Raw genomic sequence first — 14,489 nt, forward strand, 5'->3', positions numbered from 1 at the left:
ACTTCTAGCTATTTTGTTTCAGCTACATAAGCTTCTTCATCGCGTTCACCTAATGGTTTAAGCATTGTGAAGAAAAGAACGATACATACAACTGTGGTTGCTAAACCTAAGTATACAGACAATTGATAATCTAAGTGGAAACCAATTGGGTTGTAGTATAAGTAGGTTGCACATACAGTTGTGATAAACCATGCTGGGATTGAAGCCACCCAGTGGAATTTATGGTAACGGTATAAGTATGCCGCTGCTGTCCATAACATTACCATCGCTGTCATTTGGTTTGCCCAAGTGAAGTAACGCCATAAGATACTGAAGTCGATGGTTGAAACAAAGTAACCTAATACGAACAATGGTACTGCAATGTATAAACGTTTTGCTAATGAGCGTTGGTCAATGTTGAAGATTTCCGCTAATTGTAAACGTGCTGCACGGAATGCTGTATCGCCTGAAGTGATTGGTAACACCACCACACCAAGTACCGCGAAGATACCACCCACGAAACCTAAGAAGTGTAATGAACTATCATAAACTACTTTAGATGGCGAACCTGCAGAGATTGCATCCTGTAACGCTTGTGGGTTTTCATAGAATGCCAAGCCAACCATACACCAGATTAATGCGATAACACCTTCAGTAATCATTGCACCATAGAAAATGAAGCGACCTTCTTTTTCATTCTCTGCACAACGTGCCATTAACGGAGTTTGCGTTGCGTGGAAACCAGATAATGCACCACAAGAGATGGTTAAGAATAAAAGTGGCCAAACTGGAACATTACCTTTCACTTGGAAATTTTGAGTGAATTTAGCCCAAGTTAAACCTTCGCCATCTGCATTGATAGTACGGAAGAATTCAATTGGATCAGTGGCACTGAAGTGTGCAGAAACTAAACCATAAACCATACCTACTGACATAAAGAGCAATAATGCACCGAATAATGGATAGATCCGACCAATGATTTTATCGATTGGTAATAAGGTTGCTAAGATGTAATAAGCGAAGATGATAAATGTCCAAACGGCAATAACAGTTGCTTTATCCATGCCCCAAACGGTTAAACCGCCTGCTTCTACACCTTGTTTCACCGCTTCTACATCACCTAATTGCAATGCACCTTGTGAAGCACCAAGTACATCCATGGTGATTGTACCCATCAATTGTGCCGGGCTTGCTACGAATACCACACCCACTAATAAAAGAAGGATAAGTGCCAATGCGTTGATGAACACTTTAACAGGACGACCTAAGAATTTACCCGCCAAATATGGCATTGTTGCCCCGCCATGACGGATACTTAACATACCGCAGAAATAGTCGTGCACTGCACCTGCGAAAATACAGCCAAGTACGATCCAAAGCATCGCAACAGGTCCATATAACGCACCAAGAATAGGGCCAAAAATTGGGCCTGTTCCCGCAATATTTAATAATTGAATAAGCCAAATTTTCGTTTTTGACATTGGCATATAGTCCACACCATCATTAACTTGATAAGCGGGCGTTTGGCGTTTCGGGTTAATTACGAAGATTTTTTCGATAATTTTGCCGTAAATAAAGTAGCCAAGCACCAAAATGGCTACACAAAAGAAAAACCACAACATAACGTTATCCTAGAATAAAAAAGTTAAATTCTGCCTAATTGGCAGTACATAATTTTAGTTATTTGTATGTTAAAAGTAAATTAAATTGCCAAAGAGTTTATAAAAAGTGTGAAATACTTCACATTTTTATTCAAAATGCGAGCAAAACTTGATTATTTAATGGAAGGATATGTTAAGAAAAGAAAATGGGGAGCATCAGCTCCCCTATTTTTACATCGCGTAAGTCACAACTTTCACAACTTTAGAAACACCGCGTACATTACGAGCCACTTCAGCTGCAGCATCAGCCTGTGAATGCGAAAGCGTACCTAGCAAAAATACCTCGCCATTTTCGGTAATGGTTTTAACCTCGGTAGTCTTCACTTCAGCATTCAAAAGTAATTTTGATTTCACGGTCGCAGTAATCCAACTATCCATCGCAATTTGAGAAGGACCAATCTTTTCGCCCGTGCGAATTTCATTAACAACTTCTTTTACGCCATCTACGCCAGCGGCGATATTTCTTGCTGTTTCAGCAGCTGTATAATTCGGCACTTGCCCTATCAACAACACTTTTCCGTTATAGGAAACCACATTGATGCGAGCTTCTGTTTTTAGCTGGGCGTCATTGTTTAGATTATGCGCAACTTTCTCTTCTAAAATCTCATCATCCACTTGTGTGCCTGTTGAGCGCGGATCCGTTGCCACTTTGCCCGCAACCGCAGCCGTAGTTACAACAGCTGTAGTAATACAGCCTTGTAGCGAAAGTAATCCAGCGCCAAATAAAATGGTTGTAATACTCTTTTTGATTAATGTTTTCATAATACTATCCTTAAGAAAAAAGTAGATGATCAACTAACTCGCAAAGCAAATTCACACAGAACAAATGCCCTTCAATAACACGAGCTTCATTCATCGATGGAATAGCAATTTCAATATCTTCTTCATCCAGCAAGCCTTGCGTATGCTCATTAAGATTGCTAGTAAACACAATAATATCCAAGCCTTCGCCTTTTGCAAAATGGATCGCATTTAAGACCGCTTCTTCATTACCAAGGGGAGAAAAGCAAATGAAAATATCGCCTTCACGGTATACTGCTTGTAGCTGTTTTTGGTAGAGCAGATCAAGCTCACCGCGTTGAACTGCCACCCCTGCCACCGTGCCTGTGAGGTCTAGTTGCACCGCATAAAGCGTTGGGCGAGCCAGCTCATATTGATGCAATAAATGGCTGACCAATAACTGCGCATTACCGTAAGAACGCCCGTGCCCGCAAACAATAATTTTATTGCCACGCAACAAACAGCCTTGCATCTGTTTTGCTGCTTGTTCCAACTTTGCGGGCAATAATTCGGTTGCGGCAATTTGGAGTTGGATACTTTCGGTAAAGCTATTTTGGATTTTTTCTAACATCATAATGTTGGCATTATCCTAAAAAATTGGGTAACCAAAGAGGCGGATTATCTCCCTCAAAGGCAACCACATCAAAACGGCATTTTGCAGTGTCTAAACTCTGCTTACGCTTGGTAAATAACCACATATTCGCCGCATTGAGCCATTTCTGCTGCTTGCGATAATCAATGCTTTCTACTGCGCTACCAAAGCGGTTCGATTTACGTTGGCGAACTTCTACAAACACGACAGTATCGCCATCTGCCATCACTAAATCTAACTCGCCACATTTAAAAGTCTGGTTAGCCGCAATGAATTTCAGCCCTTGCGTTTCTAAATAAGCTCGGGCTTTTTGCTCATAAAGCGAACCTTGTAACCGCTTGTTACTGAGCTTGCTCAACAGCGCCATTGTGATATTGCAACCAAGATAAATTGCGCTCAATATTACAATTTTGTCCTGCACTTAACACGCCCGTTAAGCCAGAAACTTTATAACCAGGGATTTTACTTAACTCATTGAATTTATTTGCCAAAGACCACGCATCCGCACCCATTGCGTATAAACGCATTTTGGCAAAATCACCCTCAGATAAGTTCGCTGATTTTTTGTATTCATCTGAATTTGAATCAGCTAACAGCGGAATTTCACTGAATTTCACACCTTCCATCGCGGTATAAAAATCAGCATCATTCGTTGGCGAATTGATGCGTGAAGAGGTATAAATCGTCAGTTGATCTTTTAACGGCGAAGCGTCAATACCTTGTTTAATTAACACCACATCATCAGGCGAACCTAGCAAATACAAACCGCCTTGCGTGATACCCGCACTTAAAATTGACGCAATCGCATCTTCGGCAGAAGAATAATAACGCACATCTGCATCGTTACCTGTGAGTTGACGCCAACGTTGTGCGAAAGTATCGCCTGAACGTTGTCCTACATCGCCTTGCGGAACAGAGACAATCACATTGCGTTTACCTTCATTATAAATACGATCTGCAGCTGCTTTCGCTTCTGCTTCTGGCGCTAAGCCGTAGTAGCAAACTTGAGGAATCGCTCTCGCATTTGGCGTCGCATTTAACGCCAATAAATTCACATTGTTAAGCTCTGAGCTACTTAATGCCGCATCCACATTCTCTCTCAACAACGGACCAACAATCGTGCTTGCCCCTTCTTGTTTCGCTTGTGCAATCAGACTATTAACATCCGCGGCTGCGGTGTCGTAAAAACGTACCATTGTGCCATCATTGCCGCGTGCATCATTAAAGCCTTTTTGCACCATTTGCCCCAAAATTTGTGCATCACCACTTAACGGTAATAACACTGCCACGCCATTAAGCTGCGTTTGTTGGTAACTTGCTACATTTTGTAACTCAGCTGGCATCACATTGACCGCACTATGATTTGGATATTGTGCCTTCCATTGATTCAACGCCTGTTGCATTTGTGCTGGATTCATCACATTTTGATTGTAAAGCGAAATCAAGGCAATCCAACCTGAAAATTCCACTTCGCCCGCTTGCGGTTGGGCTTGTTCAATGCCACGATTAGCCTTTCTAAGCGTATTCCAAATAATATCGTTATTCTCTTGGCGAGCTTTGTTGTCAAACAAATAGCTATTCATCAACGAACGAGCTCGCACAATTTCTTCCACATTTTTATGGTTTTCCGCCACTTGAGCTTGTGTTTGGTAAACACGCAACATTTGAGCCTGACTAAGCGGTTCATTTTTCGCATTATTTTGCAAATTTCTCAAACCATTTAAGGCTTCATCATTTTTTCCTTGCAATGCCTCAAGTTGAGCAGACACTAACGCATATTCTAATTTTTGAACAGGGTTTTCTTGAATATCTTTCATAAATGACGTGAGCTCATTTAACGCATCTTGTGCTTCATCTGCTTTATTTTCTTCCACCAACTTACGCACTGCCAAAAGCTGATAAGAAACCTTATCTTCTTTCTCTTTTGCTTGATCTGCTTTGTTAATGTAAAACTCAGAGCTTGCATACGCCTCATTTTTCATTGATTCCGTTACTAAGTTAGGCGAACTACAAGCTGCCACTAAAAGAGCCACAAGAGTTGGGACAAAAACGGTTTTCATTTTTTGTCGAAGTGCTACTGCCATTTTATTCTCCCTAAAATGCATAAAAAAAGTATAATGCGGTAATGTTTTAAATCTTACTTATCAAATATCTGAAAATCAAATGAAAAACGAACAAAACGGTATTTTATATATTGTTGCCACCCCGATTGGTAATTTAGGCGACATCACTCAGCGTGCATTAGACACCTTCGCACAAGTCGATTTAATCGCTGCCGAAGACACCCGCCACAGCGGATTACTTTTAAGTCACTACGGCATCAAAAAGCCTTTTTTTGCCCTACACGACCATAATGAACAGCAGAAAGCGGTCGTTTTAGTTGAAAAATTAACCAAAGGCGAAAACATCGCCCTGATTTCAGATGCAGGCACGCCACTTATTAGCGACCCTGGATTTCACCTCGTTCGCCACTGCCGACAAGCAGGCATTCGTGTTGTGCCTGTAGTCGGTGCTTGTGCTGCGATTGCCGCATTAAGCTGTTCAGGCATCGCCTCAGATCGTTTTTGTTTCGAAGGGTTCTTGCCCGCCAAAACAAAATCACGTTGCGATAAATTAGAAGCCTTAAGCGAAGAGCCTCGCACACTGATTTTCTACGAATCGACCCACCGCATTTTAGATACACTTTCTGATATGCAAAAAATTTGGGGCTCTGACCGCTATATCGTGATGGCAAGAGAACTCACTAAAACGTGGGAAACCATTTACGGCGATACACTCGGTAACTTAATCGAATGGCTGAATGAAGACAGCAACCGCACTAAAGGCGAAATCGTGCTGATTGTGGAAGGCAAACCCGTAACCGAAGAGGAAAGTTTTAGTCCACAAGCGGTAAAATTATTCCAACTTTTAACCAACGAAATGCCAATGAAAAAAGCCGCAAGCATCGTGGCAGAAACCTTTAGCTATAAGAAAAATGCCCTTTATCAGTTTGGTTTAGAAAATTTTGTAAAATAGGATAAAAAAACACCCGCTTAGATTTACCCTCAAGCGGGTGTTTTCTTTCTCTACTTTACTCATTTAGCCTTTTAGTTTCTCAATCAATTTATGATGAATGCCACCAAAAGCACCGTTGCTCATCACTAGAATATGATCGCCCGATTTTGCTTCTTGAGCGATCATTTCAACCAGTTCATCAATACTTGCTGACCAGTTCGCTGTTTGGCTTAACGCATCGGTAATTTGGCTCACTTTCCAAGGAATAGTATCGGGCTGATAAACAAAGACCGCTTGTGCATCGTGCAAACTTGGGGCAATATCATCTTTATGCACACCCATTTTCATTGTGTTTGAACGAGGCTCTAACACCGCGATAATGCGAGCATCTTTACCAATCTTACTACGAAGTGCATCGATTGTGGCTTCAATTGCGGTTGGATGGTGAGCGAAATCATCGTAAACAGTAATGCTGTTTACTTCACCTTTGACTTCCAAACGGCGGTTGGCATTGATGAACGAGCCTAACGCTTTGCAAGCACCTTCAACGCTTACACCTGCGTGCTGTGAGGCGGCAATTGCCATCAATGCGTTATGCATATTGTGGCGACCGATAATGTTCCAACGCACTTCGCCTGCTTTTTTGCCGAAATGATACACTTCAAAATGTGAGCAATCCGCACTTAATGGTTTTGCAAACCACTCCTTGCCTTCGCCAATGGCTTGTACTTCGCTGTAGGTGCCCATATTGAGCGTATCTTGCACATTTTGATCGTCACTTGCCGCAAGGATTCGCCCTTCGCTTGGAATGGTGCGGATAAGGTGGTGGAATTGACGTTGGATTGCGTGCAAATCATCAAAAATATCGGCGTGATCAAATTCGATGTTGTTGATAACCAAAGTTCTTGGCGAATAATGCACAAATTTAGACCGCTTGTCGAAGAAGGCAGAATCGTATTCATCCGCTTCAATCACGAAGAATTTGCTTGAGCCTGCACGAGCGGAAATACCGAAATTGCCTGCCACACCACCAATTAAAAAGCCTGCGTCGATGTGGTTTTGATCTAAGATCCACGCTAACATTCCCGTGGTGGTGGTTTTTCCGTGTGTGCCAGAAACAGCAAGCACCCAGCGATCTTTGAGCAGATGATCGTGCAGCCATTGTGGGCCTGATGTGTAATTTAACTGATTATTAAGCACATATTCCACGCAAGGATTACCACGGCTCATTGCATTACCGATAACAACTAAATCGGGGGCAGGTTGTAATTGGTCAACATTGTAGTTAGGAATAACCTCGATGCCGTGCGTTTCTAAAAAAGTGCTCATTGGCGGATAAACGTTGGTGTCTGAACCTGTCACTTTATAGCTAAGCTCTCTAGCAATCATTGCCACGCCCCCCATAAAAGTGCCGCAAATGCCAAGGATGTGAATGTGTTTTTGTTTCATTGGAGATCCATTTAATTTACGTAAAAATATCCCCCTCTTTAGAAAAGAGGGCAGCTTATCAATCAAGTATAACAAAAAAGGCTAGATTCCATAAGAACCTAGCCTTTCGCTAATCAAATTTCAATTATTTTACATCGAAATATGCTTGTAAATCGTCGCTACCGCCAATGTGTTTACCACCGATGAATACTTGTGGAACTGAAGTACGACCAGTAATTGCACGTACTGAAGTGGTTGAAGCATCTTTACCTAATACGATTTCTTCATATTGGTAGCCTTTCACTTCTAATAATGCTTTTGCTTTTGCACAGAATGGGCAACCAGGTTTAGTGATGATTGACACTGATGGTTTTGCTTCCCAAGCTGGGTTTAAGTATTTGATCATAGTATCTGCATCAGACACTTTGAATGGATCGCCAGGTTCTTGTGGTTCAATGAACATTTTTTCAACTGTACCGTTTACAACGTACATAGAATAACGCCAAGAACGTTCTCCAAAACCTAAGTCGTTTTTGCTTACTAACATACCCATACCACGAGTGAAATCGCCGTTACCATCTGGGATAACTGTTACATTTTCAGACTCCTGGTCTTCTTTCCACGCATTCATTACGAATGTATCGTTTACAGATACACATACGATTTCATCAACGCCTAATGCGTAGAATTCTTTCGCTAATTCGTTGTAACGTGGTAAGTGAGTTGATGAACAAGTTGGTGTGAAAGCACCTGGTAATGAGAAAACAACTACTTTTTTGTTGTTGAAGATTTCATCTGTAGTTACATCAACCCATGCGTCGCCTTGACGTGTGTGGAATGTTACTGAAGGAACTTTTTGACCTGTCATATCTTTTAAAGACATATTTTTTCTCCAAAAAAATAAATAAGAATTAAAAATCTGAGGCATTTTACAGATAAATATGCCATAATTCATCTTATTCTATTGATAGGTAAGATTTATAAATAAAATAAGGAAAAGATTATTGTGAATATCCGAGATCTGGAATATTTAATTTCATTAGCAGAGTACAAACATTTCCGTCGTGCTGCCGATGCGTGCAATGTGAGTCAGCCGACATTAAGCGGTCAAATTCGCAAATTAGAAGACGAATTAGGAACGATTTTACTTGAACGTACTAGCCGTAAAGTGCTATTTACCCAAGCGGGGCTTGAATTAGTGGATCAAGCCAAAGCCGTACTACGTGAAGTAAAAGTGTTAAAAGAAATGGCAAGCAATCAAGGCAAAGAGATGTCTGGCCCACTTCACGTGGGGATTTTACCTACGCTCGGCCCATACCTTTCACCAATTATTGTACCCGCAATGAAAGAAGCTTTCCCAGAGCTTGAGCTTTATTTATACGAATTGCAAACCTCTCAAATGGTGGACCAACTCTCTGCTGGTCAGCTCGATTGCGGCATTTTAGCTTTCGTTAAAGAGAGCGAACCTTTTATTGAAGTGCCACTTTTTAACGAAGAGATTTTGCTTGCTGTTTCAGATAAGCACGAATGGGCAAAAGAAAAACAGCTACCTATTTCGGTTTTAAAAGATAAAGAGCTGCTTTTCTTAGATGATGGTCACTGCCTACGCACGCAAACGCTAGATTACTGCTTATCAGTTGGGGCGAAAGAGAGTGCCCATTTCAAAGCAACCAATTTGGAAACGCTCCGCAATATGGTGGCTGCCAATGTAGGCATTTCGCTGATTCCAAAATTCGCCGCCAAAGAAACAAGCGGTGTGAAATACATTTCATTTTGCGATCCAACACCATTCCGTGCGATTGGCTTGATTTATCGCCCAGGTTCGCCACTTCGTGCTCGCTATGAACGCCTTGCTAAAGGCATTGAAGAAGTGATGAAAAAACAAAATGCTGCATAATGGACGCAGAGATAACAAATGAGTAATGTAGGAATTCGAGCACAACAAAAAGAGAAAACCCGCCGTGCTCTTGTGGATGCAGCGTTCAACCAATTGAGTGCCGAAAAAAGTTTCAGCAACTTAAGTTTGCGGGAAGTCGCACGCGAAGCAGGTATTGCCCCAACCTCTTTCTACCGCCACTTCAAAGATATGGACGAACTGGGCTTGGCAATGGTGGATGAATCAGGCTTAGTGCTTCGCCAGTTGATGCGTCAGGCTCGTAAACGCATTGAGAAAGGCGGCAGCGTGGTCGCCCTCTCTGTGGAAACATTCTTTGAACTGATTAATGACCGCCCAAATGTTTTCCGCTTATTATTACGTGAAAGTTCTGGCACATCGCAAGCTTTTCGAACCGCAGCTTCGCGTGAAATTCAGCATTTTGTTGCAGAACTCACCGATTACATCTTAATGAAAAGCCCCGAATTAGGGCGTGAAATTGCCCATATTCAGGCTGAAGGCTTAGTTACGCTCGTTTTTACCGCAGGTTCACATGCGTTAGATATGAACAACCAACAACGTGAGGAACTCAAAAAACGGGTAATGACCCAACTTAGAATGCTGATGCACGGAGCATCCGCTTATGTCAGAAAATAGGGCGTTATTTATACGCCTTATCTGCTTAATTTCGTGCTGAATACACCTTAAACTTAGTCGATTTCGCCACCACTTCGTACTTGCCGAACGCACTGTCTAGCAAGTCTGGATAAGGCAAAAAGGCATTCGCTACAATGCGTAATTCTCCACCTTTGGTTAAATGGTTTTTCGCTTGTAAGATCAAATTTTCGACCGCTTGATAAGCCGTATCCACACCATCATGGAATGGCGGGTTTGAAACAATCAGATCAAATCGCCCTTCAATATGCGAGAACACATCGCTTGCTAACACTTCGCCTTCCAATGCATTTTCTGCCAAAGTACGTTGGCTAGAAGCAATCGCCATGGCGTGAATATCGCTCATCGTCAGTTTAATTTGGGGGAATTGTTTTTTTAAGCTGGCACCAATCACACCTGCACCACACCCTAAATCTAACACTTTACCTTTTAAGCCGTCAGCTTTATGGAAGGTTGAAAGTAATAATTTCGTGCCACCATCCAATTCTGCCGAGCTAAACACCGCTGGCAAAGCAGAAATCGTTAAATCGTTGAGTACGTAGCTTTTCCAGAATTTTTCTGCATTGAAAGTCGGCACGTTTTGTAGCTCAAAATGGTACAAACCACAGCGACGAGCCGAATCAATTTTGGCAATATTGCCAAACGGTTCGAGCATTTTTTCCACCGAACGCACGCCTGCACGGTTTTCGCCAATAATCAGCAATTCTTGCCCGACTTCTGATTGAGCCAGCCATTCTAACAATTGATATTGGCATTCCTGCTTATTCTTTGCCCAATAATACACGGCTAAATCTGCTTTTTGGGTATTTTCTATTCCAAATTTGACCGCTTGGCGTGAGTGAGCGTAATCAAAATAGCTACTGAATACTGACACCGATTTTGCACCAGTTAAGCTTTGAGTAAAATCATCACGCACATAACCAAAAAACAGTACCGATTTTTCGACAAATAAAGGCAAATGGCGAGCTAACACTTCGCTTTCGAGAGAGAACATAATTTCCTTTCCTTTAAAAATAATTTCCGCATTTTACCCAGTTTTGCTACTATTCCCTATCAATTTTTTGCGAGAACAAGATGAATAGACGAGATTTATTACTGCAGGCAATGGGCGTGACGCAATGGCAGTTGGTTAAGCCACAAGTGCTTAAAGGCGATGCTCAAATTCGGTTAGATCAAGCGATCAAATTAGTAGTGATTTGTGAAGAAGAACAACAAAAAAGCAGGCTTTTTCAAGACTTGCTTTTTGCACTTTCATTGCAATCGAATGAATTTTACTGGGTAAATCACGAGCAATTTCAGCGAATCCGTTTCAAGCATACCCCCTTTTTCTTGGTGGTAGAAGATAAAGAACAAGCAGTCAAAATTGAGAAAAAATGTGCAAATCAGCCACAGTTGAAGGTCGAAAGTTGGGCAGAATTACTCAAGCCTGAAAGTAAAAGGAAGTTGTGGAAAGGATTGGATAATGTTTTTCAAAAACAGACTCAAATCTCCATAAAAAAATAATGGTAATTTAAAATCATTCTGCTAGAATGCTCAAACTTAACGTTTTATTAACAGGAGACAAATTATGAAAAAAACGTTACTTGCAGCAGGGATTTTAGCCGCAACTTCATTTGCTCACGCGGATGTATTAACCACCATCAAACCTCTAGGCTTTATTGCCAATGCTATTACTGATGGTGTAACAGAAACACAAGTGCTATTGCCAGTGAGTGCATCACCGCACGATTACAGCTTGAAACCCTCTGATGTTGAAAAATTAAAATCAGCAGAATTAGTAGTTTGGGTAGGGCACGGTCTAGAGTCATTTTTAGAAAAATCTGTTGAAAAATTACCTGAAAGCAAGGTGCTAGAATTGGGCGAAGTACCTGCCATTGAAGAGATTATCGAAGCAACACATCACGAAGATCACGACCATGACCACGATCACGGGCATCATGAACACGCTCATGGTCACGACCATCACGGACATGACCACAGCCACGACTGGCATATCTGGCTTTCAAGCGATGCAAGTAAAATTGCGGCAGAGCAGATTGCAGATCGCCTAACCCAGTTATATCCAGCAAAAAAAGCAAAAATTGCGGAAAACTTAGCGAAATTTAAAACCGCAGTAGATGCCAAAACCGTGCAATTAAAAGCCCAGCTTGAGCCAGTAAAAGGCAAAGGTTATTACACTTTCCACGAGGCTTATGGCTATTTTGAATCGACTTATGGTTTAAACTCGCTCGGCTCATTTACCATCAACCCAACCGTTGCACCAGGTGCAAAAACGCTGGCAAAAATTAAAGAGCATATCGCAGAGCATAAAGCTGTTTGCTTATTTGCAGAGCCACAATTTACGCCACGTGTCGTAGAAAGTTTAAGCAAAGGCACGCAAGTAGGTGTTGGTCAACTTGATCCACTTGGTGCGAAAATTAAGATGGGTGCAGAGGCTTATCCACAATTCTTGCAAGGCATTGCGGATGAGTTTACGAAATGTTTGGCGAAATAAGATTTCATACAACTGTCTATTCTTAATGTAATGTAGCAACTGTGTTTTTAGGTAAAGACAGTTGCTACACTACAACTAATCGTTGTTCGTAAAAACAGCATCGTTACCCAATCTATTTTTACTAATTCCATCCTTCCTACCCAATTCTCATGTATAATGTTTCCCAAACTTAGCCTCCACTTACTTATCATAAGCGGAATACAAAAGGAGTTGCTATGAGCCAATTTTTCTACATTCACCCTGAAAATCCGCAGTCTCGTTTGATTAACCAAGCGGTTGAAATTATCCGTAAAGGTGGCGTGATTATTTACCCGACCGATTCGGGCTATGCTCTCGGTTGTGGGATTGGGGAAAAAGCGGCGATGGAACGCATCGTGAAAATTCGTCAGTTGCCTGAAAATCATAATTTCACACTAGTGTGTAGCGATTTATCCGAGCTTTCGACTTATGCAATGGTGGATAACCAAGCTTATCGCTTGATGAAAAATAACGTGCCGAATCCGTACACCTTTATTTTGCCTGCGACTAAAGATGTGCCGCGTAGGCTACAAACTAAGCGTAAAACCATCGGGATTCGAGTGCCAGATAATGCAATTGCGTTGGCATTGATTGCCGCGCTTGGCGAACCGTTGCTTTCTTGCTCTTTGATGTTGCCTGGTGAAGAGACGACGCAGTCGGATCCTGAAGAAATCCGCAACATTTTAGAACACCAAGTGGATCTGATTATTCACGATGGATATTTGGGCGTTGAACCAACAACGGTGATTGATTTAACGAATGATAGCCCTGAAATTATCCGTGAAGGATCGGGCAGCCTCACACCATTTATTTAAAACATTTAGACGCTTGTGAAAGCGACAAAGGACAAACCATGAAAACATTTCAAAACAAACAAAAGCCTGCTTTTAACCAAAAATCTGACGAAAAAAGAAATAGCAAAAACCCACGCTTAGCGGAACGCAACGAACAGCGTGCTGCACGCCCAACTTCTCGTCCGCTTGCAAAAAAAGTGGCAAAACCGACCGCTTCTCTAGATAAAACGACAGAGAAAAAAGAGAAAGTTTTAGGCGAGAAATTACAGAAAATTTTAGCTCGAGCAGGGCAAGGTTCACGCCGTGAATTGGAAGAGGTAATTGCAACAGGACGCGTGAGTGTAGACGGCAAAATTGCCTCACTTGGTGACCGTGTAGTATTAAGCTCTGCCACCAAAATCCGTATCGACGGGCATTTAATCAACATTATCCCAACGCAAAAAGAGATTTGCCGCGTGTTGATGTATTACAAACCTGAAGGCGAACTTTGCACTCGCTCTGATCCAGAAGGTCGTGCGACCGTTTTCGACCGATTGCCACGTTTAACAGGCTCACGCTGGATCGCTGTAGGGCGCTTAGACATCAACACTTCAGGCTTATTGCTCTTTACTACCGACGGCGAATTGGCCAACCGCTTAATGCATCCAAGCCGTGAAGTAGAGCGTGAATACTCCGTGCGTGTGTTCGGCAATGTAGACGAAGCGATGCTACAACGCTTACGCAAAGGCGTGCAATTAGAAGATGGGCCTGCGAACTTCAAGCAAATTAAGGCAGTAGGCGGTACAGGGATTAACCAATGGTTTGATGTCACCTTAACCGAGGGTCGCAATCGTGAAGTACGTCGTCTGTGGGAATCGCAAGAAGTGGAAGTGAGTCGCTTAATCCGCATTCGCTACGGTAACATTAAGCTCGAAAAAAGCTTACCACGTGGGGGCTGGGAAGAGATGGGACTTGAGCAAGTGAACTATCTGCGTGAATTGGTTGGTCTTCCACCAGAAACGGAAACCAAAGTAGATGTAACGAAAAACAGAAGACGCACTAACATTCACCAAATTCGTAAAGCAGTGAAACAGCACGTAAAATATCGTGCGAAAAGTTAATCAGGTTTTAAAGCGTGCTCGGCACGCTTTTTATTTGCCCAACTTGGGGTATTTTAGTTACATTTTGAGAGGCATATACTACTTACAATATTCCACAAAAA

Annotated in this window: 15 protein-coding genes; 7 read left to right on the top strand and 8 right to left on the bottom strand. The window is 42.1% G+C overall.

What is annotated here, in order from left to right:
- Nucleotides 1-8: 8 nt before the first annotated feature.
- The 5 genes from DPV92_RS08700 to DPV92_RS08720 form a co-directional block, all read right to left on the bottom strand.
- A complete protein-coding gene (locus DPV92_RS08700; RefSeq protein WP_111354530.1) occupies nt 9-1,601 on the bottom strand; it encodes a carbon starvation CstA family protein in 1,593 nt (530 codons plus the stop codon).
- A 210-nt stretch (nt 1,602-1,811) separates the two neighbouring features.
- Entirely contained in the window at nt 1,812-2,402 is a 591-nt protein-coding gene (gene dolP / locus DPV92_RS08705) for a division/outer membrane stress-associated lipid-binding lipoprotein (RefSeq protein ID WP_111354531.1), read from the bottom strand.
- A gap of 10 nt (nt 2,403-2,412) precedes the next feature.
- Entirely contained in the window at nt 2,413-2,991 is a 579-nt protein-coding gene (locus DPV92_RS08710; RefSeq protein ID WP_111354575.1) for a D-sedoheptulose-7-phosphate isomerase, read from the bottom strand.
- A gap of 13 nt (nt 2,992-3,004) precedes the next feature.
- Nucleotides 3,005-3,379, bottom strand: a complete 375-nt coding sequence (locus DPV92_RS08715) for a YraN family protein (RefSeq protein ID WP_111354532.1) — start codon at nt 3,377-3,379, stop codon at nt 3,005-3,007.
- The gene (locus tag DPV92_RS08720; RefSeq protein WP_111354533.1) at nt 3,354-5,096 is read right to left on the bottom strand and encodes a penicillin-binding protein activator; all 1,743 of its coding nucleotides are present in this window, start codon (nt 5,094-5,096) and stop codon (nt 3,354-3,356) included. The genes DPV92_RS08715 and DPV92_RS08720 overlap by 26 nt, the downstream gene beginning before the upstream one ends.
- 79 nt (nt 5,097-5,175) lie before the next feature.
- On the opposite strand from DPV92_RS08720, the gene rsmI reads away from it, so the two are divergent.
- Nucleotides 5,176-6,027 carry a 16S rRNA (cytidine(1402)-2'-O)-methyltransferase gene (gene rsmI / locus DPV92_RS08725; RefSeq protein WP_111354534.1) on the top strand — a complete coding sequence of 284 codons (852 nt, stop codon included), beginning with the start codon at nt 5,176-5,178 and terminating at the stop codon, nt 6,025-6,027.
- A gap of 63 nt (nt 6,028-6,090) precedes the next feature.
- Here rsmI and mpl read toward each other — a convergent pair whose 3' ends face one another.
- Nucleotides 6,091-7,455, bottom strand: coding sequence for a UDP-N-acetylmuramate:L-alanyl-gamma-D-glutamyl-meso-diaminopimelate ligase (gene mpl, locus DPV92_RS08730; protein ID WP_111354535.1), 1,365 nt, complete (start codon nt 7,453-7,455; stop codon nt 6,091-6,093).
- A gap of 124 nt (nt 7,456-7,579) precedes the next feature.
- On the bottom strand, nt 7,580-8,317 hold the full coding sequence (locus DPV92_RS08735; RefSeq protein ID WP_005709405.1) for a glutathione peroxidase: 738 nt from the start codon (nt 8,315-8,317) through the stop codon (nt 7,580-7,582).
- A 123-nt stretch (nt 8,318-8,440) separates the two neighbouring features.
- Here DPV92_RS08735 and oxyR point away from each other — a divergent pair, with 123 nt between their 5' ends.
- Both oxyR and fabR read left to right on the top strand, forming a co-directional pair.
- The gene (gene oxyR, locus DPV92_RS08740; RefSeq protein WP_111354536.1) at nt 8,441-9,331 is read left to right on the top strand and encodes a DNA-binding transcriptional regulator OxyR; all 891 of its coding nucleotides are present in this window, start codon (nt 8,441-8,443) and stop codon (nt 9,329-9,331) included.
- Between the two features lie 18 nt (nt 9,332-9,349).
- Nucleotides 9,350-9,964 (top strand): HTH-type transcriptional repressor FabR, encoded by a 615-nt coding sequence (fabR, locus tag DPV92_RS08745; protein ID WP_111354537.1) that lies wholly within the window; start codon nt 9,350-9,352, stop codon nt 9,962-9,964.
- 25 nt (nt 9,965-9,989) lie between these two features.
- On the opposite strand, the gene rsmC is transcribed toward fabR, so the two are convergent.
- Nucleotides 9,990-10,976 (bottom strand): 16S rRNA (guanine(1207)-N(2))-methyltransferase RsmC, encoded by a 987-nt coding sequence (gene rsmC, locus DPV92_RS08750; RefSeq protein ID WP_111354538.1) that lies wholly within the window; start codon nt 10,974-10,976, stop codon nt 9,990-9,992.
- Between the two features lie 80 nt (nt 10,977-11,056).
- On the opposite strand from rsmC, the gene DPV92_RS08755 reads away from it, so the two are divergent.
- The 4 genes from DPV92_RS08755 (at nt 11,057) to rluB (ending at nt 14,388) form a co-directional block, all read left to right on the top strand.
- On the top strand, nt 11,057-11,485 hold the full coding sequence (locus DPV92_RS08755) for a DNA polymerase III subunit psi (protein ID WP_111354539.1): 429 nt from the start codon (nt 11,057-11,059) through the stop codon (nt 11,483-11,485).
- A gap of 61 nt (nt 11,486-11,546) precedes the next feature.
- Complete coding sequence (gene znuA, locus DPV92_RS08760) at nt 11,547-12,476, top strand: zinc ABC transporter substrate-binding protein ZnuA (RefSeq protein ID WP_404810746.1); 930 nt, start codon at nt 11,547-11,549, stop codon at nt 12,474-12,476.
- A 215-nt stretch (nt 12,477-12,691) separates the two neighbouring features.
- Nucleotides 12,692-13,309, top strand: a complete 618-nt coding sequence (locus DPV92_RS08765; RefSeq protein WP_111354541.1) for an L-threonylcarbamoyladenylate synthase — start codon at nt 12,692-12,694, stop codon at nt 13,307-13,309.
- A gap of 38 nt (nt 13,310-13,347) precedes the next feature.
- A complete protein-coding gene (gene rluB, locus DPV92_RS08770) occupies nt 13,348-14,388 on the top strand; it encodes a 23S rRNA pseudouridine(2605) synthase RluB (RefSeq protein WP_111354542.1) in 1,041 nt (346 codons plus the stop codon).
- The last annotated feature ends 101 nt before the right edge of the window (nt 14,389-14,489 follow it).

It is taken from the genome of Pseudohaemophilus paraphrohaemolyticus, assembly GCF_003253115.1.
Classification (GTDB): domain Bacteria; phylum Pseudomonadota; class Gammaproteobacteria; order Enterobacterales; family Pasteurellaceae; genus Haemophilus_A; species Haemophilus_A paraphrohaemolyticus_A.

Excerpts from the sequence above, each read along its gene's own strand:
- dolP (WP_111354531.1), bottom strand. The coding sequence starts at position 2,402 with ATGAAAACATTAATCAAAAAGAGTATTACAACCATTTTATTTGGCGCT.
- rluB (WP_111354542.1), top strand. The coding sequence starts at position 13,348 with ATGAAAACATTTCAAAACAAACAAAAGCCTGCTTTTAACCAAAAATCT.
- DPV92_RS08720 (WP_111354533.1), bottom strand. The coding sequence starts at position 5,096 with ATGGCAGTAGCACTTCGACAAAAAATGAAAACCGTTTTTGTCCCAACT.
- fabR (WP_111354537.1), top strand. The coding sequence starts at position 9,350 with ATGAGTAATGTAGGAATTCGAGCACAACAAAAAGAGAAAACCCGCCGT.
- DPV92_RS08735 (WP_005709405.1), bottom strand. The coding sequence starts at position 8,317 with ATGTCTTTAAAAGATATGACAGGTCAAAAAGTTCCTTCAGTAACATTC.
- rsmC (WP_111354538.1), bottom strand. The coding sequence starts at position 10,976 with ATGTTCTCTCTCGAAAGCGAAGTGTTAGCTCGCCATTTGCCTTTATTT.
- DPV92_RS08710 (WP_111354575.1), bottom strand. The coding sequence starts at position 2,991 with ATGTTAGAAAAAATCCAAAATAGCTTTACCGAAAGTATCCAACTCCAA.
- DPV92_RS08765 (WP_111354541.1), top strand. The coding sequence starts at position 12,692 with ATGAGCCAATTTTTCTACATTCACCCTGAAAATCCGCAGTCTCGTTTG.
- rsmI (WP_111354534.1), top strand. The coding sequence starts at position 5,176 with ATGAAAAACGAACAAAACGGTATTTTATATATTGTTGCCACCCCGATT.
- DPV92_RS08700 (WP_111354530.1), bottom strand. The coding sequence starts at position 1,601 with ATGTTGTGGTTTTTCTTTTGTGTAGCCATTTTGGTGCTTGGCTACTTT.
- DPV92_RS08755 (WP_111354539.1), top strand. The coding sequence starts at position 11,057 with ATGAATAGACGAGATTTATTACTGCAGGCAATGGGCGTGACGCAATGG.
- mpl (WP_111354535.1), bottom strand. The coding sequence starts at position 7,455 with ATGAAACAAAAACACATTCACATCCTTGGCATTTGCGGCACTTTTATG.
- DPV92_RS08715 (WP_111354532.1), bottom strand. The coding sequence starts at position 3,379 with ATGGCGCTGTTGAGCAAGCTCAGTAACAAGCGGTTACAAGGTTCGCTT.